The following is a 21,437-nucleotide window of genomic DNA, read 5'->3' on the forward strand; positions in this document are numbered from 1 at the left end:
TCCTGTGGGCGGAGGGCAAGGGACCGGCGAACCCGGCATTGCAGCATCGCGCAGCATAACTCAGTCAAACGGAACGTTGCGGCGCGGGGGAGGGGACCGTAAAGGGATCGCAGCCCCCCGGGAGAGAAGAATGTCAGAGAACCCCAACGTCCAGTTTTCCGAGCGTGAAGCGCTGTTGTTCCATTCGGAGGGGCGTCCGGGCAAGATCGAGATCATCGCGTCCAAGCCGATGGCGACGCAGCGCGACCTGGCGCTGGCCTATTCGCCCGGCGTTGCGGTCCCCGTGCGGGCGATCGCCGAGAACCCGGCGCTCGCCTATGACTATACCGCCAAGGGCAATCTGGTCGCGGTCATCTCCAACGGCACCGCGATCCTGGGCCTGGGCAATCTCGGCGCGCTGGCGTCGAAGCCGGTGATGGAAGGCAAGGCGGTGCTGTTCAAGCGGTTCGCCGATGTCGATTCGATCGACATCGAGCTGAAGACCGAGGACGTGAACCGCTTCATCGACGCGGTCGAGCTGATGGAGCCGAGCTTCGGCGGCATCAACCTGGAGGACATCAAGTCCCCCGAATGCTTCGTCATCGAGCAGACGCTGCGCGAGCGGATGAACATCCCGGTGTTCCATGACGACCAGCACGGCACCGCGATCATCGCCGCCGCCGGCCTGATCAACGCGCTGTACCTGACCGGCCGCGACATCAAGCAGACCCGGTGCGTGATGCTGGGTGCCGGCGCTGCCGCGATCGCCTGCGCCGAACTGATCAAGGCGATGGGCCTGCCGCACGACAATCTGCTGATGCTCGACCTCGCCGGCGTGATCTATCAGGGCCGCGAAGAGAGCATGAACCAGTGGAAGTCGGCGCACGCCGTCGCCACCGACAAGCGCACGCTCGCCGAGGCGCTGGACGGCGCCGACGTGTTCTTCGGCCTGGCCTCGGCCAACGCGCTGCCGCCCGAGCTGCTGGTGAAGATGGCGCCCAAGCCGATCATCTTCGCGATGTCGAACCCGGATCCCGAGATCAGCCCGCCGCTGGCCAAGGCGACGCGCCCCGACGCGATCATCGCCACCGGCCGCTCGGACTATCCGAACCAGGTCAACAACGTGCTGGGCTTCCCCTTCATCTTCCGCGGTGCGCTCGACGTGCGCGCGACCACGATCAACGACGAGATGAAGATCGCCGCCGCCACCGCGCTGGCGCAGCTCGCCCGCCAGCAGGTGCCCGAGGAAGTCGCTGCCGCCTATGGCGTCCAGCACAGCTTCGGCCCCGAATACATCATCCCGGCGCCGTTCGACCCGCGGCTGATGGAAGTCGTCCCGGTGGCCGTCGCCCAGGCGGCGATGGATTCGGGCGTCGCGACCAAGCCGATCGAGAACATGACCGCCTATCGCCACCAGCTGCGCGGGCGGATGAACCCCACCACCTCGGTGCTCAGCCTGGCCTATGAAGGCGCCCGCGCGCATCCCAAGCGGGTGATCTTCGCCGAGGCGGAAGAGGAAGTCGTGCTGCGCGCGGCGATCGCCTTCAAGGAAGGCGGCTACGGCATTCCGGTGCTGGTCGGGCGCGAGACGGTACAGGATCGACTGCGCGCGCTGGGCGCCAATCCGGACGATTTCGAGCTGCACAACAGCGTCAACTCGCCGTTGGTCCCGCGCATGGGCGACTTCCTGTACCAGCGGATGCAGCGCCGCGGCTATCTGCGCCGCGACATCGACCGGATGGTCAACCGCGACCGCAACATCTTCGGCGCGCTGCTGCTCCAGCTGGGCGAGGCCGATGCGATGATCACCGGCGTCACCCGCACCTATGCCCAGACGATCCGCGAGGTTCGTCGCGTGATCGATCCCGAGCCCGGCCGCACGCCGTTCGGCATGCACATCCTGGTCGGCCAGACCCACACCGTGTTCATCGCCGACACCACGGTGAACGAACGCCCGACCGCCGAGGAACTGGCCGACATCGCCGAGGGCGCCGCCACCGTCGCCCGCCGCATGGGCCACGAGCCGCGCGTCGCCTTCCTCAGCTATTCGAACTTCGGCAATCCCGAGGGCCGCTGGCTGGAGAATCTGCGCGGCGCCGTCCAGGTGCTCGACGGACGGGACATCAGCTTCGAATATGAAGGCGAGATGTCGCCCGACGTCGCGCTCAACCCGCGCCAGCTGGCCAATTATCCCTTCTCGCGCCTGTCGGGCCCGGCCAATGTGCTGATCATGCCCGGCCTGCAATCGGCCAATATCTCGGCCAAGCTGCTGCGCGAACTGGGCGGCGATTCGATGATCGGCCCGATGATGATCGGCATGGAAAAGCCGGTCCAGATCGCCCCGATGACCAGCACCGCCAGCGAGCTGGTGACGCTGGCCGTGCTTGCGGCAGGCGGCATCGCGCGCTGAGGAACGCTAAGGGTTGATCGCTTCTTCTGCCGGCTGCCGGGTTTCTCCCGGCAGCGCGGCGGAGATGTGCCGCTGATGGCGCTCGATCGCGATCAGCAGGAAGAAGAACATCAGGATAACGAATCCGCCGAAGATCTGGACTGCCCGACCGAAGTCCGTCCAGGCTTGGTCCTTGCCGATCAGGATCTCCATGCGTTGATTCTCGGCATCCGTCGCGTTTGCCGATCGGCGGGATTCCAGCAGCGAAAAATACTGATCCTGCATCGCTCGGAAAATCTGCGCGTGTGACTGTGTTCCTTTCGGGAATTCCATCACTGTGATCGTGTCGGTGTAAGGCACCTCAACCGCGCGACGCTCCGCGCATCCCATCGGCGAATAGTACCAGTCCTCGCAAGCCGTCGAATAGGAATTCCAACCGCTCCGATACGCGGTGCGCGTCTTGCGCACCTCTCTCTTGGCGGCGACCTTCTTGGCTGTCTTATATCTCTGCAGGCGCACCGTCGCCTTGGGCTCCGCAGCCGCGGCGGTCATTGTCGCAAGCAGGGCCTCCAGATCAGCCTTGTCTTGATCGAATAAGCGCGACCCGTCCGTAACGGCCGCGAGGCGCAACTCGGACTGGACGAAATTGTCGTCGAACTCGTCTCGAGTCAGGACCTTGTCCGTCGGCTGTCGATAGGGTTCGAATTTCCCGCGGAACAGCGCATAATATCTAGACACGAAATCAGAGAAGAATTTCTGGTGTTCCGCATTCGCGACGGGCGTTCGTGTCGCCTCGCGCCGGACCTCTGCTTCCTCCGCATCGACGATCTCGTTTGCCGCGACCGTGGCCGCCGTTTCCTGGACGGAATCCGGTGACCGGGAAAGGGCGTAGAGGCCCGTGACGCCAAGATAGGCGACATAGATCAGCAGGAGGGTGGCGATGATCAGGACGATCGCGCGGAGGACCCGCAAGTAAATGGCCTCGATACGATCGAAAATATCACTGATCGTCGGGCGCGCGCGCGGGCGTTCCCCCAGTTTTTCCATGAGTGGACCCCCTCCCGAATTTCCCCGACCCAATACTTGAATTCTACGCCGGTCGCGTCAATTCCGCGCCGAGCCTAATAGGTCCGATCGGGATGCATTTCCCGTTGATAGCGGGAAGGTGGAAGATGGCTCCGGTCAGGCGTCGATGCTGACGCCCAGCGAGGCGTTGACCAGGCCGCCGTCGACGGTGATCGTGTCGCCGATCACATAGTCGCCGGCGCGGCTGGCGAGGTAGATCGCGGCGCCTGCCATGTCCTCGTCGGTGCCGATGCGGCGGGCGGGGATCGCCCTGGCGACATCGCTGCCATGGTCGCGCGCGGCCTTGTTCATGTCGCTGGCGAAGGCGCCGGGGGCGATGGAGGTGACGTTGATATGGTCGCGCACCAGCCGCGCGGCCATGCGCTTGGTCAGGTAGATCAGCGCCGATTTCGACGCGTGATAGCTATAGGTTTCCCAAGCGTTGAGGCGCTGGCCGTCGATCGAGGTGATGTTGATGACCTTGGCCGGCTGCTCGGCCGACCCGCCCGCCTTGAGCAGGGCGTGCAGCGCCTGGGTCAGGAAAAAGGGCGACTTGACGTTCAGGTCCATCACCTTGTCCCAGCCGCTTTCCGGGAATTCCTCGAACGGCACGCCCCAGGCGGCGCCGGCATTGTTGACCAGGATGTCGAGCCGCTCCTCGCGCTCCGCCAGCTTCGCGGCCAGCGCCTTGCATCCGGCGACCGTCGAGACGTCCTCGGGGAGTGCGATGCAGTTCGGGCCCAGCGCCTCGGCGGTCTCCTCGCACGCGACTGCCTTGCGCGACGAGACATAGACCTTCGCCCCCTGCTGGATGAAGCCCGACGCGATCATCCGGCCGATGCCGCGCGACCCGCCGGTAACCAGGGCGACGCGACCGTCGAGGCGAAACAGGGTGCTGGTGTCCATGCGATCTTCTCCTGAAAACTCCCCTCCCGCTTGCGGGAGGGGTTGGGGGAGGGCGTGTAGGATTGCGTGACAGGCCCTCCCCTAGCCCCTCCCGCAAGCGGGAGGGGAACTATCCCCCGCGCTTGATCGTCTCGCGGGCGATGATCAACTGCTGGATCTGGCTGGTGCCTTCGTAGATCCGGAACAGCCGCACGTCGCGGTACAGCCGCTCGATGCCATAGTCGGCGATATAGCCGGCGCCGCCGAAGATCTGCACCGCGCGATCGGCGACGCGGCCGACCATCTCGGACGCGAAATATTTCGCGGCGGCGGCCTCCATCGTCGTGTTCTCGCCGGCGTCCTTGCGCGCGGCGGTCTCCATCACCAGCGCGCGGGCGGCCAGGGCTTCGGTCTTGGAATCGGCGATCATCGCCTGGATCAGCTGATGCTCGGCGATCGGCTTGCCGAACTGCTTGCGCTCGGTGGCATAGGCGACGCAGTCGGCGATCAGCCGCTCGGCCACGCCGACGCACACCGCGGAGATGTGCAGCCGCCCGCGGTCGAGCACCTGCATCGCGATCCGGAATCCCTCGCCCTCGGCGCCCAGCCGGTTGGCGACGGGGACGGGCGCATTGTCGAAGATCACGTCGGCGACCTTGGCGCCCTTCTGCCCCATCTTCTTCTCCGGCTCGCCGACGCTGACGCCGGGCAGGTCGCGCGGCACCAGGAAGGCGGAGACACCGCGGCCGCCGGGCTCGTCGCCGGTCCGCGCCATCACCGTGAACACGTCGGCGCGGTCGGCATTGGTGATGTAGCGCTTGGTGCCGGACAGGCGATAGACGTCGCCGTCGCGCACCGCGCGCGTCTTTACCGCGCCCGAATCGGATCCGACATCGGGTTCGGTCAGCGCGAAGCTGGAGACGACCTCGCCGCTGGCGATGCGCGGCAGCCAGTTGGCCTTCTGCTCGGGCGTGCCGGCCAGGACGATACCCTGGCTGCCGATGCCGACATTGGTGCCGAAGGCGGAGCGGAAGGCCGGCGTGGTGCGGCCAAGCTCGACCGCGACCTTGCACTCCTCGAGCATCGTCAGGCCCAGCCCGCCATGTTCCTCGGCGATCGACAGGCCGAACAGGCCGAGCGCCTTCATCTCCTCGATCACCTCGGCGGGGATGGCGTCCGCCGCCTCGACGTCCGCCTCCAGCGGGCGCAGCCGCTCGGCGACGAAGCGGCGGATCGTCTCGATCAGCGTGTCGAAGATTTCCGGGTCGAGCGCCATGGACCTGCCGTTCTTAGGGTTCGAAGGGTGCAGGCTATACCGCGTGGACGGCCACAGGCAAGCCGTACCCGAATTTCAAATTCGCATCATTGACGTTGCTTCGGCGCTTCCTATGCTGACACGGTCGCATCCGGAGGACGAGATGACCCAAGGCACCGCCCTGCCGCCCGTCCGCAAGGTCGGGCAGCGATCGATGCTCGCCTATGGCTTCGGTGCGGTCGCGTACGGGGTGAAGGACTTCTCGTTCTTGACCTTCCTGCTGCTGTTCTACAATCAGGTGCTGGGGCTGCCGGCGGCGCAGGTCGGCTTCGCGATCATGTGCGCGCTGATCCTCGATGCGTTCATCGATCCGGCGATCGGCTATCTGTCCGACCGGACCCGCAGCCGCTGGGGCCGGCGCCACCCGTGGATGTATGCATCGGCCCTGCCGATCGCCGCGGGCTGGCTGATGCTGTGGAACCCGCCCGCATTGTCGCAGGACGCGCTGCTGGTCTGGGTTTTCGTCAGCGCAGTGATCGTGCGGACCGCGGTGTCGGCCTATGAAGTGCCGTCACAGGCGCTGACGCCCGAACTCTCGGCCGATTATGACGAGCGCACTCGGATCACCGCCTATCGCTATCTGTTCGGATGGGCGGGCGGGATGGGAATGCTGGCCCTGTCCTATGCCTGGCTGCTCGCGCCCGAGCCGGGACAGGAAAGCGGGCTGCTCAATCGCGCCAGCTATCCCGGCTTCGCGCTGGTCGGCGCGATCGCCATGGCGGGGGCGATCCTGATCTCTGCGCTGGGCACGCACCGCGAGATCGGGCGGCTGCCGCGGCCCGAGCTTCATCCCCGGCCGCTGGCGGCGCATTTCCGCGACCTGTGGGATTCGGTCCGCAACCGCGCCTTCGCGATGCTGATGCTTGCGGGGCTTTGCTATTATTCGGCGCAGGGGATCAGCTTCGCGCTGTCCAACTATCTCTATGTTCATGTCTGGCGCTTCACCGGCGCCGCCTTTCAATGGCTGGCGCTGATCACCTTCACCGGTGTCGTCGGCGCGTTCGTCATCGGGCCGCGGGTGGCGCGGCGGATCGGCAAGCCGCGCGCAGCGATGGGGTTCATGATCGCTGCGGCATTGTTGCTCTCCTCGCCTTATGCCTTGCGCCTGGCCGGGCTGTTTCCCGCGATCGGCAGCCCGGCGATGCTGCCGCTGCTGTTCGCGATCTTCACGCTCAATACCTGTTGCGGCGTGTCGGCGACGATGCTCGGCGCATCGATGATGGCGGACGTCGTCGAGGATTCGGAGGCGCGAACGCATCGCCGGTCCGAGGGCGTATTCTACGCCGGATCCTTCTTCGTGCAGAAATGCTGCAGCGGCCTGGGCATTTTCGCGACGGGACTGATCCTGTGGTCTGCGGGGTTTCCGGAAGGTGCCGCGCCCGGGACGGTGCCGGTCGAGACGATCGACCGCATGACCGGGCTCTTCATCCTCTGCTACCTCGTCCTCGGCGGGGCCGCCGCCTTTTTCTATCGCCGCTTCCCCTTCGGCAAGGCCGAGCATGACCGGCGCATCGCGGCAATGGGCGCCGTCGTGAAATGACGAAAAACCCGCCGGCGCGCGTCGCGCCGGCGGGTTCCTTTCCTCCCCAGGAAAGTCGGTGCTCAGGCCGCGATGCGGCCCAGGCGGTGATAGAGGTTGCTGAACTTCACCGATTCCGGCGAGTCCTTCACCTGTTGCAGGTGCGTGCTGACGGCTTCGCGCAGCAGGCGGAAATCCTCGGTGGAGAAGACTGCGCGACTGCGCTGGGGTTCACCGGTCATGGTCGTTGCTCCTTTCAGGCAGCTTGCTTGTTGAACTGGTCGGTTTCGGTGCTCTCGGCGAGCGCGGTGGTCGAGCTGTTCCCGCCGGTCACGGTCTGGGCGATCAGGTCGAAATAGCCGGTACCCACTTCGCGCTGGTGGCGCGTCGCGGTGTAGCCATTGGTCTCGGCGGCGAATTCGGCCTGCTGCAACTCGGAATAGGCCGCCATGCCGCGATCCTTGTAGCCTCGGGCAAGCTCGAACATGCCGTAGTTGAGCTGGTGGAACCCGGCCAGGGTGACAAACTGGAACTTGTAGCCCATCGCGCCGATCTCGCGCTGGAAGCGGGCGATGTCGTCCTTGTCCAGATTCTTCTCCCAGTTGAAGCTGGGCGAGCAGTTATAGGCCAGCATCTTGTCCGGATACTCCCGCTTGATCGCTTCGGCGAAGCGGCGGGCATCGTCCATGTTGGGCTTGGAGGTCTCCCACCACAGCAGGTCGGCATGTTCGGCAAAGGCAAGTCCGCGCTTGATGCAATGGTCGACGCCGGTGCCGTCCTTCAGGCGGAAGAAACCTTCGGGCGTGCGCTCGCCGGTCAGGAACTCATGGTCGCGCTCGTCGACGTCCGAGGTGATCAGCTTCGCACTCTCGGCATCGGTGCGCGCGCAGATGATCGTCGGCACGCCGCACACGTCGGCGGCCAGCCGCGCGGAGTCGAGGTTGCGGATATGCGCCTGGGTCGGGATCAGCACCTTGCCGCCCAGATGGCCGCACTTCTTCTCGCTGGCCAGCTGGTCCTCGTAGTGCACGCCCGCAGCGCCGGCGGCGATATAGGCCTTCATGATCTCGAAGCAGTTGAGCGGCCCGCCGAAGCCGGCCTCGGCATCGGCGACGATCGGGGCGAACCAGTCGCGGGTCGCGCCGCCTTCGGAATGCTCGATCTGGTCCGCGCGCTGGAGCGCGGCGTTGATCCGCTTCGCCAGCTCGGGTCCGGCATTGGCGGGATAGAGCGACTGGTCGGGATACATGGTCCCGGCAGTGTTGGCGTCGGCCGCGACCTGCCAGCCGGACAGGTAGATCGCCTTGAGACCTGCGCGGACCTGCTGCATCGCCTGATTGCCGCTCATCGCGCCCAGCGAGTTGATATAGGGCTCGGTCTTCAGCAGTTCCCACAGCTTCAGCGCACCGCGGCGCGCCAGCGTATGCTCGATCGCGAACGATCCGCGCAGCTTCGCGACATCCTCGGCCGAATAGGGGCGGGTGATCCCGTCGAACCGGCCGGCGGGTGCGGGGACGAGGTCGTCGAAGCTGGTGGTCATCTGTGCGTTCCTTGACAAGTCGTGTCGATCTGCCCGGACGTAATCGCTCGGAAGCCCTCCAAATCACAGAGTGCGCAACCCGCTCTCGTGGTTATCTGGTCGGGTCAACGAACGGCCACTTGGAAAATCTGTAAATTATTGACAGAGTGGCGGCGGGAGGTGCGCCACATGGTCGAACGCAAGCTTTTCGCCGGTCACGCGGTTCGCCGCCTGCGCCGCACGCTGGCGCTGACCCAGGCGGCGATGGCCGAGGCGCTCGACGTGTCGCCCAGCTATCTCAACCTGATCGAGCGCAACCAGCGCCCGCTGACTGCGACGCTGATGCTGCGGCTGGCCGAGACCTATGATTTCGACCCGCGCAATTTGGGCGCCAGCGAGCCCGGCGGCGGCAGCGACGCGATCCGCCGGCGGCTGGCCGATCCGATGTTCGCCGATCTCGAGGTCGACCGGGCCCAGGTCGAGGAATGGCTGGCGGGCGCGCCGGGCGGCGCGGAGGCGTTCGCCCGCGCCTATGACCGGATGGGACAGGGCGGGGCGGCGAGCGACGGCGCGCCCGATCCGGCATCGGCGGTCCGGCGCGAGATCGAGCGCTGGCGCAATCATTTCGCCGATCTCGACGCCGCGGCCGAGGCACTGGCCGACGAACTGCGCCAGGGATCGGGCGACCTGTACAGCGCGATGGCCGAGCGGCTGCGGGTGCGTCACCAGATGTCGGTACGGATCCTGCCGGTCGAGGTGATGCCCGACCTGCTCAAGCGGATCGACCTCCATGCGCGCCAGGTCCAGCTGTCCGAATCGCTCGAACCCGCCTCGCGCAGCTTCGCGCTGGCCGAGCGGCTGGCGCAGGAGGCGCAGGGCGAGATCGAGGCGCTGGTCCGCGGCGCCGGGCTCGATCGACTGGGTGAGCGACTCTATCGCCGGCACCTGACCGGCTATTTCGCCGCGGCGCTGATGATGCCCTATGCCCGGTTCCTGCGCGCGTGCGAGGCGACCGGCCATGACGTCGAATTGCTGATGCGGCGCTTCGGTGCGACTTGGGAACAGGTGGCGCACCGGCTGACCACGCTGCAGCGGGTCGGCGCGCGGGGCCTGCCCTTCTTCATGCTGCGCACCGACCGCGCCGGCCAGGTCTCCAAACGCTATGCCGGCGCCAGCGGATCGCCACTGGCCGACGCGCCCGGCCTGTGCCCGCTCTGGGGCGCGTTCGACGCGTTCGAGCGGCAGGGCGATGTCGCGGTCCAGCTGGCGGAGCTGGAGGATGGCAGCCGCTGGCTGACCTTGGCCCGGGTCGTCCAGCCGCAGGGCGCGCGCGCCGGCGGGGTGCGGGCGCGCTTCGCGGTCGTGCTGGGCCTGTCGGCGTCGGACGCGGCGACGCTTGCCTCGGCCCGCGGGCTCGATCTTCGCGGCGTTGCCGTGCCGATCGGCCTGGGGTGCCGCGCGTGCACCCGGCCCGATTGTCCGCAGCGATCGGCGGCCCCCGGCGGCCGGGCACGGCTGGTCAATGATCGCGAGACCGGCCTGTCGCCGTTCGGCTTTGCCGGCGATTGATCCGCGGCGCTGGCCGGCGGATAGAGGCGCCACATCAGCCAGGACCCGAATTCATGATCCTCGACGAGACCCAGACCAGCATCCGCGACGCGATCCGCGACTATGCGCAGGACCGCATCCGCCCGCGTACCGCCGAGTTCGAGGCGGCGGGCGGCTATCCGCCCGAGATCTTCGAGGAACTCGGCCAGATGGGGCTGATGGCGATGACCGCGCCCGAAACACAGGGCGGCGCGGGCCTCGATCATGTCAGCTATGTGCTCGCGCTGATCGAGATCGCCGCGGCCGACGGTGCGCTGTCGACGATCCTGTCGATCCAGAACAGCCTGATCGTCTCCGCGCTGATGCGGCTGGGCACCGATGCGCAGCGCGAGCGCTTTCTCGGCCCTGTCACCCGCGGCGAGACGATCGGCGCCTTCGCCCTGACCGAGACCGATGCGGGGTCCGATGCGTCGGCGATCCGCACCCGCGCGACCCGGGTCGAGGGCGGCTGGCGGCTGAACGGCGCCAAGCAGTTCATCACGTCGGGCAGGATCGGCGGGCTGGCGATCGTGTTCGCGGTCACCGATCCCGAGGCGGGCAAGAAGGGCATCTCCGCGTTCCTGGTGCCCACCGACCGCGAGGGCTATTCGGTCGACAAGGTCGAGCATAAACTGGGCCAGGCGGCGTCCGACACCTGTGCGATCCGGTTCGACGACCTGTTCGTCGAGGATGCGCTGATGCTGGGCGGCGAGGGCGAGGGCTATCGCATCGCGCTGTCGGGGCTGGAGCAGGGGCGGATCGGCATCGCCGCCCAGTCGGTCGGCATGGCGCGCGGCGCGCTCGACATCGCGGTTGCCTATGCCCGCGAGCGCAAGTCGATGGGCAAGCCGATCATCGAGCATCAGGCGGTCGGCTTTCGCCTGGCCGACCTGGCCTCGAGGCTGGAGGCGGCGCATCAGCTGGTGCTTCATGCCGCATCGGTGAAGGATGCGGGTCAGCCCTGCCTGAAGGAAGCGTCGATGGCCAAGCTGATCGCCTCGGAAACTGCCGAGTCGGTCGTGTCGGGCGCGATCCAGACGCTGGGCGGCTATGGCTATCTCGAGGAATTCGGGCTGGCCAAGATTTACCGCGATGTCCGGGTGTGCCAGATCTATGAGGGCACGTCGGACATCCAGCGGATGGTGATCGCCCGCGCATTGTAACATGCGGGTTCGTCGCGGCGGGCGTTCCGCCGGGCGCATCGGCGATTGCATAGTTTCACAATGGGAATAACCTCTCCATCGACACGACTCGTCGGGAGAGATGCCATGACCGCGATGACGATGCCGATCAGCGACCTGTTCTCGGTCGTCACCCTCTCCGATCCCGCGAATCGCGCGCCGTCGTGGAAGGCGTTGCTCGGCTGGCCCGATCGTGGCGACGCGCATCTCGATCACCATGCCCGCACCGATGCCCAGCGCAACCTGTGGGCCAGCCGGCTCGACGATGCGGTCACCCGGTCGCCGCGGCCGGTGCTGCTGGTCGCCGAGGGCGAAAGCTGCCACGCGACCGCCTGGTGGGCGCGGCTGTCGCCGGCCTCCTACGTCTCGAAGGTCGCCGGTGCGCTGCTGTTCGCGCCGCGCGGCGATGCCGAGACCGCGCAGAAATTCCTGTCGCCGCGGGTGGTGCTGCCCTTTCCCTCGGCGGTGGTCGACGGCCATGCCCCGCGCCACGCCGACGATCTCCAGGCGCTGGCGGCAAGCTGGGGCAGCCGCTTCGTCGAGGCGGGGCCTGTCTCGATTGCCGCGCGGGAGCCCGCCCAGGAGCCGGCGTGGCAGCAGGCGCACGGGCTGCTGATGCGCCTCACCGCCAACATGGTCGACCGCAAGCTGCGCGTCGCCGAAACGCTCGGCATCCGCCTCTGACGCTGCCGCCGCGGCGGCTCAGTTCGCTTCGGTCGCCGTCGCCGCGTCGCCGGTGGTCGCCGCGCCGCAGCGATAGACCAGCTTCTCGTTGTACAGCTGCGGCAGCGCCGCCTTGATCTCCTGCTGGCTGGTGGCCAGCTGGCCGCGCGCCGCCTGGTCCTGCGAGCAGGCCTTCAGCGGAACGCTGGCGCGCAGCTGGCGGGCGCGGTCCATCTGCTCGGACGAAAGGAGATAGCGGGTATTGGTATAGGTGCGGCTGGCCGGGTCATAGTCCAGCACCGACACCGTCGCTTCCTCGTTCGGCACCAGGATACGCTGCCAGCGGGTGCCGGCCTCGGCATATTGGGTCTTGCCGTTGATGCAGCCGTCCGGCCCCATGGTCAGCTCGACCCGCTCGGTCGTCGTGGTGGTCACCCGGCTGCGCTGGGGATCGAGCGTGCAGACCAGCCGGCCGGTACCCGTGCTCCCGGGCACCCGCGCGCCCTTCGCCGCGCCGCCCGAGGTGACGGCGGCCACCTTGGTCGCATCGAAACTCGGCCGGCTGAAGAACAGCGCGCCCGCGCCGATGATCAGCACGACGCCGCCCAGCGCGACCCACAGCGCCTGGCGCTGCTGCCCGCGCGACAGCAGCATGCCGGCGCCGCCCAGGCACAGCGCGCCCAGCACCAGCAGCACCGCGGCGCCCGCCATGTAGTTCTCGCGCAGCGCCTCGTTATTCTCGCGCGCCTGGGTCAGCGCGGTTTCGCGATCGGCCGATGCCTTGGCGGCGGCCTGGCGCTCGGCTTCCGCTGCCTGGGCCTGCGCCTGTTCGTCGGCATTGCGATCCTGCGCCATGCGTTCCTCGACGCTGACGCAGGGCACTGCCACCTCGCTATAGGGCTGCTTCGCCTCGGCCAGGAACGCGCCCAGCTCCTCGCCGGAAATGGCGAAGGCGAAGTTCGCGTCGCCGCCCTCGCTGTTGGTGATGGCGACGTTGACGCCCAGCACGCGGCCGCACCGGTCGAGCAGCGGCCCGCCCGAATTGCCGCGCGCGATGCTGGCGGTATGGAGCAGCATCGCGGTGCCGCGCAGGCTGCGCATCCCGGCAAAGCCGCCCTGCGACCGGACCGGGGAAAGCGGCGTGATGAAGTCGCGTGCGCTCTGCGCGGTGGCCAGGTCGACATTGCCCGGATAGCCGAGCGCGACGAGCGATTCTCCGTCCGACACCTGCCCCTTGAACACCGCCAGCGGCGGCAGCCGCGCGCCGCTGAACTCGATCAGCGCCAGGTCGCGGTCGGGATCGATCGCGATCAGCCGCCCCTGGAACGATCGATTGCCCTCCGACGGGACGACGCCGATCACGACATTGTCGGGATAGCGCGCGGCAAGTTCCACGACATGCGCGTTGGTGACGATCCGGTTGGGGGCGACGGCAAAGCCGCTGCCATGGCCGAACCCGACCACCTCGTCGTTGACGACCGCGATCGTGACGATGCGGACCACGCCGCGCGCCGACGCGGAGATATCGTCCGCGCGGGCGGCGGTCGTCAGGCTGAACGCCGACGCGAAAACCAGCATCAAGAGGACAATCAATCGACGCATCGTACACCCCATGGACTTGTCGCCCGGCATTTCGGCGAAAAGCCGGGCGGGTTCAAGGTGGCGGGTGACGAAATCGGTAGGGCTATCGCGAAGGCGACGCGGCAACCTCACAACGTCTTCGTGGGCTCCGCCGGTGTCGCGCCGCCGGCCGGGGCAGGCGCACCCGGCGCAGCGGGCTTGGCATCCCCGGCACCCTTGCGCTTCTCCTCGGCGTCCATCATCGCGATCAGCGCCGTCGCAGCCTCGCCCATGCCGCGATTATGCGGGTCGTGCGCCAGCGGGCGCAGCAGCATGCGCGCGACGTCCAGCTTGCCATCCTTGTGGAAGATCTGGGCGGCGGTCATCCTCAGCTCGCGGTCCTGCGGCACCAGGGTGAAGGCGCGGTACAGGCCGTCCTTGGCGGTTTCGCTGGGCTCGACCCCGGCATCGACGAAGCTCTGGAAATACAGGATCAGCGCCTCGGGATGGTCGTTGTCGACCCTGTTCGCGGCGATGATGCTCTTGCGGATGCTGGTCCAGGTCGGCTTGGACATGTCCTTGTCGCGCACCGCGATCGCCATCAGCGCCTTTGCCTTGAACAGCAGCGCGTCGATCAAATTGGGCTGCACCGCCAGCGCGCGCTCGCACGCTGCCAGCGTCTCGGCATAGTCGCCCGCATCATAGGCGGTTTCGGCCAGCACGATCTGTGCGCCGGGATCATTGGGATAGGGCGCAGCCGCCTTGCGCGCGGCGGCGTACACGCCCGGCGCCGTCTTCTCGTTCACGCCGCGTTTCGTCCGCATGCGCGAGCGCATCGTCGCGGCTTCGCCCTCCGTCAGCTCGCGGATGCGGACCTCGCCAATCTTCAGCGCATCCTTCTTCACCTCGCGCCCGGTCATGAACCGCCTGCCGACATAGCGGTCCAGTTCGCGCTCGAGCGTGCGCACGTCGCCGAACGCCGTCATGGCCTGAGCCGGCGCCTTTCCCTCGTTGATCCCCTTGATATAGCTGCTGAACTGCGCGCCGCGCGCCGGCTCGAAGGTGAAGAAATGCACCAATGCCCAGCCGCGGCCGTACATCACGTTGGTCTGGGTGTCGGTCATCTTGTCGGTGTCGCCCGACAGCATTCGCGCGAGCGGCAGCGATCGCTGGTCGAGCAGGATGCCCTCGGCACGGTAATAGGGCGGCCGCCCGAACATCACCGATCCCGTCGACTCGAAGGTCGCGGTGGCGTGAAACTCGGCCCAGCCCTCGATCAGCCAGGACGGAAAGGCGCTGTTGGCGAACGCGCTCAGCATCAGGTGATGCGCATATTCGTGGAACAGGATCTGCTGCGAACTGAGGTCGAACTTGTCCGCCCCGGCATAGCGCGGCACGAACGCGACCGATCCGCTGGCCCGCCCCGAGTAGAAACCCGCGACATTGTCGTTGCCGGCAAGGTTCCCCACCGCGTTGACCGATCCCAGGACATAGACGGTCAGCCGCGACGCGGGCGGCACCGGATCATTGGGCAGGTTGCGCATGATGCGCACGGCCTGGTCGTATTTTTCCAGGTTCCGCGCGAACCGCGTCAGCCCTTCCGGCCGCTCCTGCGAATAGACGATGAAGTGCGGGCTGCTCGCCTCATACCATTGCGCGCGGGCGACGCCCGGCATGATCGCGAAGAACAACAGCAGCAGCGCGCGAACCATGACCCCGTCCCCCCTCGATGGCTCAGGCTATCCATCCGTCCCGCGCCGCGCCAGACCGATCACCTCCACAATGACGGCACCGCGGCCGGTGGCTGAGGGCGTCGATCGAGCGATTTCCCCTTCGCATCGGGTGCCGCGCCGCTTGCCCCGGGCTTCGCATCGATGCCGGCGATCATGTCCTGCGCCCGTTTCGCAACGCGCAGATCGTGCGGGTCATAGGCAAGCGGGGCGAGGATGCTGCGTGCGGTGTCGGCGCGGCCATGGTCGATCAGCATCGACGCGGTCTTGAAGCGGAGGCCCGAATCGAACGGGGCAAGCTCGAACGCGCGTTGCAGCCCGAGGCTGGCGAGATCGGTCGGCTTCTGGTCCGCTTCCTCGAAGCTGGCATAATAGAGGATCAGCGGTTCGGGATGATCACGGTCGAGCTGGTTCGCTGCGGCGATGACGCGGCGGATCTCGGTCCAGCGTTCGGGCGGTGCCTTGTCCAGCTTGGCGATCTGGATCATCGCCATCGCCTTGTAGATCAGCGCATCCATCGCCTTCGGGTCGCGCGTCAGCGCTCGTTCGCAGGCAGCCAGCGTCTCTGAATAGAGCCCCGCGTCAAAGGCGGTTTCCGCCAGCACGATCTGGACGGCCGGTTCATCGGGATAGGGGGCGGCGGCCTTCTTCGCCGCGGCATAGACGCGCGGCGCCGTCTTCTGGGTGACGCCGCTGTGCGATTCCATGCGGACCGTCATCAGCGCGGCCTCGCCGGGGGTCAGGGGGCGGGAGGTGATCCGGCCGATGGTGATGCGTTCGGCGGGCACCGTCCGGATCAGGAGGGACTTTCGTGAATAGCGGTTGAGCTCGCGATCCATCGCCTTGAGGTCGCCGAACACCTTTGCCGCCTGCAGCGCAGGCGTGCCCTTGTTGATCTCGTCGATATAGCGGGCAAACTGCTCGATCCGTCCGGCATCGACGCTCAGATAATGGGTGAGCAGCCAGCTTCGGCCATAGAAGGAGTCCATGTTCAGCGGGTTGATACCGTCGAACCCCTTCAGCACCTGTTCGAGCGCGATCTTGTCACGCAGGATTCCGTAGGAGCGATGGTTTGCTGCGTGGCCGAAGGAAACGTCGCCGCGCGGGCTGACCTTGGCGGTGGCATGAAATTCCGCCCAGCCCTCGGTCAGCCAGAGGGGAAAGGCCGCCTGCGCATAGTGCGTCATCATCAGGTGGTGCGAATATTCATGGAACAGCACCAACTGCCCGGTCATCAACGAATCGCCGGTCTCCAGCTTCGGTATGAACGCCACCGACCCGCTGGCTCGGCCGGCATAGAAGCCGGCGATCCCCTGGGATCCGGCGAATTTCGCGATCCGCGCATCGGACCCGGCGACATAGATGGTGACACGGCTCGCCGGGTTGACCGGCGTGTTGGGCAGGCGACGCAGGACCCGGACCGCCTGGTCGAAGCGTTCCAGCGCCTCGGCAAAGCTGTGGATCCGCTCCGGCTTGTCGTCGGCATAGATGACGAAATGCGGACTGCTGACTTCGTGCCAGTCTGCGCGCGCCACGGCCGGCCAGCACGTCAACGCGGCCATCATCAGGATAAAGCGGATCATCGACACCCCCGTCGGCGGATACGCTAGCCGCCGGCCCGGAGCAACGCGATGCCGAATACATCCATTATGAGGTGAACAGATGCGAGGCGAGCCCGCACGTCAGTCGACCGGTTTCGCTCCGGCCGCCTTTGCCTCCGGCGTCTTCGTACCGTCCTCGCCCTTGTCGATGGCCGCGATCATGTCGCGCGCGGCCTTCGCATCCCCGGTATCGTGCGGGTGATTGGCCAGTGGCAGCAGGATGGTTCGCGCCACCGCGGGCTTGCTGTCGGCGATCAGCATCGACGCCACGTTCAGCCGCAGGCCTTCGTCGAACGGGGCGAGCTGGAACGCCTTCACCAGCCCGTCCTTGGCCAGGTCGCTCGGGCGCTGCTGCGCGTCGACGAAGCTGCGATAATAGAGGATCAGCGGTTCGGGATGGTCGGGGTCCAGCCGGTTTGCCGTGCCGATCACCTTGCGGATCGCGCTCCAGCGGGCGGGCGTGGTGTCCTTGTCGCGGGCGGCGACCGCCATCATCGCCATCGCCTTGTAGATCAGCGCTTCCATCGCCTTCGGATCCGTCTTTAATGCGCGCTCGCAGGCGGCCAGCGCCGCTTCGTAGTCGTCGGCGTCATAGGCCGCCTCGGCCAGCGCGATCTGTGCGCCGGGATCGTCGGGGAAGGGCGCGGCCGCCTTCTTCGCCGCCGCATAGACGCCCGGCGCGGTCTGCTCGTTCACGCCGCGGTCCGACTGGATCCGCACCTGCATCACTGCGGCCTCGCCGGCGCTCAGCGGCCTGGCAGTCACTGTGCCGATCCTGATCTGGTCTGCCGGTACCGTCCGGGCAACCAGGCTGCCACGGGCATAGCGGTCCAGCTCGCGGTCGAGCTGTCTGGGATCACCGAACAGCTTCGCCGCCTCGTCCGACGACGTCCCCTCGTTGATCGCGCGGAGATAGCGGATGAACTGTTCGCGGCGCGCGGGATCGAAGGTCACATAGTGCGTCAGCAGCCAGCTGCGACCGTAAAAGGACTCCATCTGCTGATCGGGCATGATCGCCCGCTTGCTGTCGAGCAGCATCGCCGCAGGCGTTGCATTGTCGAGGATGCCCGCGGCACGGTGGTTGGCCACGCCGCCGAACGTCACCGAACCGTCGGAATTGACCTTCGCCGTCGCGTGATATTCCGCCCAGCCTTCGACCAGCCAGGCCGGGATGGCCGACTGGGCGAAGATCGAGAACATCATGTGATGGGCATATTCGTGGAACAGCACGAGCTGTCCGGCGAGCGTCTCGCTGCCGCCGCTGGTCAGCCGCGGAACGAATGCCAGCGAGCCGGTGGCGCGACCGGTGTAGAAGCCTGCGACGCTCTGCGATCCGGCCAGCCGGGATACCTCTCCTGCCGATCCGACGACATAGATGGTCAGCCGGCCGGCGGGCGCGACCGGCGTGTTCGGCAGGTTGCGATAGATGCGGAATGCCTGGTCATAGCGTTCAAGCATCTCGGCAAAGCTGCGGATCCGGTCGGGCCGGTCGTTCGCATAGATCACGAAATGCGGGCTGCCGACCTCGTGCCATTCCGCGCGGGCCGCCGACGACCCGGCCAGCAGCATGACCAGCACCAACAGGATGCGCAGCATCATCTCATCCTCCCCCCGAATGGGAGGAGCCTAGGTCCCGGCCTCACACGAAGCTATAGGGATCAACATCCACAATGACCCGAACCTTGGGCGACCATTCCAGGGCGCCCAGCCATTCGCGGATCATGTCCTGCACGTCGAAGGCGCGGCGGGCATGGACCAGCAGTCGGTAGCGGTGGCGGCCGCGCAGCATCGCCAGCGGGGCGGGGGCGGGGCCATAGACCGTCATCTCGTCCAGTCGCGGCGCCGTCCGCCCGATCCGCTGGGCGACATCCTCGGCCGCCTGTTTCTCCTCCGACGAGACGATGATCGCGGCATAGCGGCCAAAGGGCGGGGCACCGGCGTCGCGCCGCGCCTCGGTCTCGGCGGCGTAGAAGGCCTCGGCATCGCCGCTGACCAGTGCCTGCATCACCTGCGCGTCGGGCGAATGGGTCTGGATGAATACGGTTCCGGGCTTCTCGCCCCGGCCGGCTCGGCCCGATACCTGCATGATCTGCTGGAAGGTCCGCTCGGCCGCGCGCAGGTCGCCGCCGTCCAGGCCCAGATCGGCATCGACCACCCCGACCACGGTCAGGTCCGGAAAGTGATAGCCCTTGGTCACCAGCTGGGTGCCGACGACGATGTCGATCTCGCCATGCTCCATCCGCCGCACGAACTCGGCCGCCTTGGCCGGCGACCACAGCGTATCCGACGTGACGATCGCGATATTGGCGTTGGGCCACAGCGCCTTGGCCTCGTCGGCGATGCGTTCGACGCCGGGGCCGCACGCGACCAGGCTGTCCTCGGCCTCGCACTCGGGACAGATTTCGGGGGTGGGCAGGGTGTGGCCGCAATGATGGCAGGTCAGCCGGCGGATCAGCCGGTGCTCGACCATCCAGGCGGTGCAATTGGGGCATTGGAAGCGGTGGCCGCAGGTGCGGCACAGCGTCAGCGGGGCATAGCCGCGCCGGTTGAGGAACAGCAGCGCCTGTTCCTTGCGCTCCAGGGCCGCGTCGATCGCCACCACCAGCCGCGGCGAGAGCCAGCGCCCGCGTGCCGGCGGTTCGGCGATCAGGTCGATCGCCTCGATCTCGGGAAGCTCGGCCTTGCCGTATCGGCCCGGCAGCTTCAGCTCCTCGTACCGCCCCAGCTCGACCTGGTTGCGCGTCTCGATCGCCGGCGTGGCCGAGGCGAGGATCACCGGGCAGTGCTGGAACTTGCCGCGCATCACCGCGACGTCGCGGGCATGGTAATGGACTTCCGATTCCTGCTTGAAGCTGGTCTCGTGCGCCTCGTCGACGACGATGACGCCCAGATTCGGATAGGGCAGGAACAGCGCCGATCGCGCCCCGACGGTCACCAGCGCCTCGCCGCGCGAGATCGCCCGCCAGGCGCGGCGCCGCTGCGACGTGCGCAGGCCCGAATGCCAGGCGACCGGCTCGCATCCGAACCTTTTGGCGAAGCGCGTCAGGAACGGCTCGGTCAGCGCGATCTCGGGCAACAGCACCAGGCTTTGCCTGCCTGCGTCGATGGCGGCGGCGATCGCCTCGAAATAGACCTCGGTCTTGCCCGATCCGGTGACCCCGTCGAGCAGGAACGGCTGGAAGCTTTCGGAGCCGACCGCCTGGCGCAGGATGCCGGCGACATCGGCCTGGGCCGGGTTCAGGTGCGGCGGCGCGAATCCCGGTTCGGGGCGCGGATAGGGGCTGTCGGTATCGATCACGACCGATTCGATCGCGCCCTGCTTGATCAGCCCGCGGATCACGCCGTCCGACACGTCGGCGATCGTCGCCAGCTCGCGCACCAGCCCCTGGCGGTCCCCGATCCGCTCCAGCGCCTGCTCGCGTTGCGGCGTCATCCGGCCGGGCACCTGGCCGGTCGCGCGATATTCGACGATGGTCGGCGCGTTCTCGAAGGCGGCGGACGAGGACAGCGCCATGCGCAGCACTCCGGCCAGCGGCGCCAGATAATAGTCCGAGGTCCATTCGACCAGGCGGCGCACCGCCTCGGGAATCGGCGGCGCGTCGGCGACGCCCATCAGGTTGCGCAACCGGTTGTCGCCGACTTCCTCGGTCGGCAGGCGGTCCGCCTCCCACACGACGCCGGCCAGCTGGCGCGGGCCCAGCGGCGCGACGACGATCGACCCCGGCTCGACCGCCATGCCTTGGGGCACGCGATAGTCGAGCGGGCCGAGCGCGGAGTTCATCACGATGACGCGAGCGCGGTTGCCGGGCATGCCGCCTCATATGGGGATTTCTGCCGCGGTTGGAATCCCGTATCTGGGGTGTCCTGACTTTCGGAGTTCGTGACGATGATCCTGGCTGCCCTGCTTCTGGCCCAGACCGCCCCCTGCGCGGCGATGGATGCGACCCTGCCGGCGCCGCTCGCCGGATGGACCGCGCCCGCGCCCTCGGCTCCACTCGACCTGGGCAAGGCGGTGACGCTGAGGGCGGCCGATGCCGCAACGCTTTCCGACCTGCCGAAGGATGCCAAGCCGGGCGGTGCCGCGACCGCCGAATTCCGCGTCGCCACCGCCGGCAGCTACGGGATCGCGCTGGATCAGGCCGGCTGGATCGACGTGGTGCCGGGCGCGGGCGGCGGCGCCGCGCTGAAGTCGGTCGCGCATGGTCACGGGCCGGAGTGCAGCACGATCCGCAAGATCGTCCGCTTCCAGCTTCAGCCGGGCAGCTACCGCCTGGTGCTCACCGGCCTGAAAAAGCCCGACGCGCGGGTGATGCTGGTCGCGCCGGAATAACGGCGCGCGGTTCAGGGACTGTTTGAAAAATCGCGGAAGAGCGATTTTTTAGTCCGGCACCGGCCCGCTCCCCCACCCGACCACCCATAGAATACTGCCGTTGGGTGGTCGGGT

16 protein-coding genes are annotated in these 21,437 nt (G+C 67.4%); 6 read left to right on the plus strand and 10 right to left on the minus strand.

Annotated features, from left to right (window positions below; genetic code table 11):
• The first annotated feature begins 130 nt into the window (after window positions 1-130).
• Window positions 131-2,389: an NADP-dependent malic enzyme gene (locus tag TPR58_RS13280; protein ID WP_346247160.1), complete on the plus strand. Its 2,259-nt coding sequence runs from the start codon at window positions 131-133 to the stop codon at window positions 2,387-2,389.
• Window positions 2,390-2,395: 6 nt separating this feature from the next.
• Here TPR58_RS13280 and TPR58_RS13285 read toward each other — a convergent pair whose 3' ends face one another.
• From TPR58_RS13285 to TPR58_RS13295, 3 genes are all read right to left on the minus strand, one after another.
• Entirely contained in the window at window positions 2,396-3,415 is a 1,020-nt protein-coding gene (locus TPR58_RS13285; protein WP_346247161.1) for a hypothetical protein, read from the minus strand.
• 135 nt (window positions 3,416-3,550) lie between these two features.
• Window positions 3,551-4,339 carry an SDR family oxidoreductase gene (locus tag TPR58_RS13290; RefSeq protein ID WP_346247162.1) on the minus strand — a complete coding sequence of 263 codons (789 nt, stop codon included), beginning with the start codon at window positions 4,337-4,339 and terminating at the stop codon, window positions 3,551-3,553.
• A 109-nt stretch (window positions 4,340-4,448) separates the two neighbouring features.
• On the minus strand, window positions 4,449-5,594 hold the full coding sequence (locus TPR58_RS13295) for an acyl-CoA dehydrogenase family protein (protein WP_346247163.1): 1,146 nt from the start codon (window positions 5,592-5,594) through the stop codon (window positions 4,449-4,451).
• A gap of 142 nt (window positions 5,595-5,736) precedes the next feature.
• Here TPR58_RS13295 and TPR58_RS13300 point away from each other — a divergent pair, with 142 nt between their 5' ends.
• Window positions 5,737-7,173, plus strand: a complete 1,437-nt coding sequence (locus tag TPR58_RS13300) for an MFS transporter (RefSeq protein ID WP_346247164.1) — start codon at window positions 5,737-5,739, stop codon at window positions 7,171-7,173.
• Window positions 7,174-7,235: 62 nt separating this feature from the next.
• Here TPR58_RS13300 and TPR58_RS13305 read toward each other — a convergent pair whose 3' ends face one another.
• Together TPR58_RS13305 and aceA are read right to left on the minus strand one after the other, a co-directional pair.
• On the minus strand, window positions 7,236-7,394 hold the full coding sequence (locus TPR58_RS13305; protein ID WP_346247165.1) for a hypothetical protein: 159 nt from the start codon (window positions 7,392-7,394) through the stop codon (window positions 7,236-7,238).
• Window positions 7,395-7,408: 14 nt separating this feature from the next.
• Window positions 7,409-8,692: an isocitrate lyase gene (aceA, locus tag TPR58_RS13310; protein WP_346247166.1), complete on the minus strand. Its 1,284-nt coding sequence runs from the start codon at window positions 8,690-8,692 to the stop codon at window positions 7,409-7,411.
• A 168-nt stretch (window positions 8,693-8,860) separates the two neighbouring features.
• Here aceA and TPR58_RS13315 point away from each other — a divergent pair, with 168 nt between their 5' ends.
• The 3 genes from TPR58_RS13315 (at window position 8,861) to TPR58_RS13325 (ending at window position 12,123) form a co-directional block, all read left to right on the plus strand.
• Window positions 8,861-10,240 (plus strand): helix-turn-helix domain-containing protein, encoded by a 1,380-nt coding sequence (locus tag TPR58_RS13315; protein WP_346247167.1) that lies wholly within the window; start codon window positions 8,861-8,863, stop codon window positions 10,238-10,240.
• 53 nt (window positions 10,241-10,293) lie between these two features.
• Window positions 10,294-11,421, plus strand: a complete 1,128-nt coding sequence (locus TPR58_RS13320; RefSeq protein WP_346247168.1) for an acyl-CoA dehydrogenase family protein — start codon at window positions 10,294-10,296, stop codon at window positions 11,419-11,421.
• Window positions 11,422-11,526: 105 nt separating this feature from the next.
• Window positions 11,527-12,123: an alpha/beta hydrolase gene (locus TPR58_RS13325; RefSeq protein ID WP_346247169.1), complete on the plus strand. Its 597-nt coding sequence runs from the start codon at window positions 11,527-11,529 to the stop codon at window positions 12,121-12,123.
• Between the two features lie 18 nt (window positions 12,124-12,141).
• Here TPR58_RS13325 and TPR58_RS13330 read toward each other — a convergent pair whose 3' ends face one another.
• From TPR58_RS13330 to TPR58_RS13350, 5 genes are all read right to left on the minus strand, one after another.
• A complete protein-coding gene (locus TPR58_RS13330) occupies window positions 12,142-13,704 on the minus strand; it encodes a S1C family serine protease (RefSeq protein WP_346247170.1) in 1,563 nt (520 codons plus the stop codon).
• A gap of 107 nt (window positions 13,705-13,811) precedes the next feature.
• Window positions 13,812-15,374, minus strand: a complete 1,563-nt coding sequence (locus TPR58_RS13335) for a tetratricopeptide repeat protein (RefSeq protein WP_346247171.1) — start codon at window positions 15,372-15,374, stop codon at window positions 13,812-13,814.
• A 59-nt stretch (window positions 15,375-15,433) separates the two neighbouring features.
• Window positions 15,434-16,975 carry a hypothetical protein gene (locus TPR58_RS13340; RefSeq protein ID WP_346247172.1) on the minus strand — a complete coding sequence of 514 codons (1,542 nt, stop codon included), beginning with the start codon at window positions 16,973-16,975 and terminating at the stop codon, window positions 15,434-15,436.
• A 99-nt stretch (window positions 16,976-17,074) separates the two neighbouring features.
• Window positions 17,075-18,592, minus strand: a complete 1,518-nt coding sequence (locus TPR58_RS13345) for a tetratricopeptide repeat protein (RefSeq protein ID WP_346247173.1) — start codon at window positions 18,590-18,592, stop codon at window positions 17,075-17,077.
• Window positions 18,593-18,632: 40 nt separating this feature from the next.
• Window positions 18,633-20,804: a primosomal protein N' gene (locus TPR58_RS13350; RefSeq protein ID WP_346247174.1), complete on the minus strand. Its 2,172-nt coding sequence runs from the start codon at window positions 20,802-20,804 to the stop codon at window positions 18,633-18,635.
• Between the two features lie 75 nt (window positions 20,805-20,879).
• On the opposite strand from TPR58_RS13350, the gene TPR58_RS13355 reads away from it, so the two are divergent.
• Window positions 20,880-21,323, plus strand: coding sequence for a hypothetical protein (locus TPR58_RS13355; protein WP_346247175.1), 444 nt, complete (start codon window positions 20,880-20,882; stop codon window positions 21,321-21,323).
• The last annotated feature ends 114 nt before the right edge of the window (window positions 21,324-21,437 follow it).

Source organism: Sphingomonas rustica (assembly GCF_039652585.1).
Taxonomy (GTDB): domain Bacteria; phylum Pseudomonadota; class Alphaproteobacteria; order Sphingomonadales; family Sphingomonadaceae; genus Sphingomonas; species Sphingomonas rustica.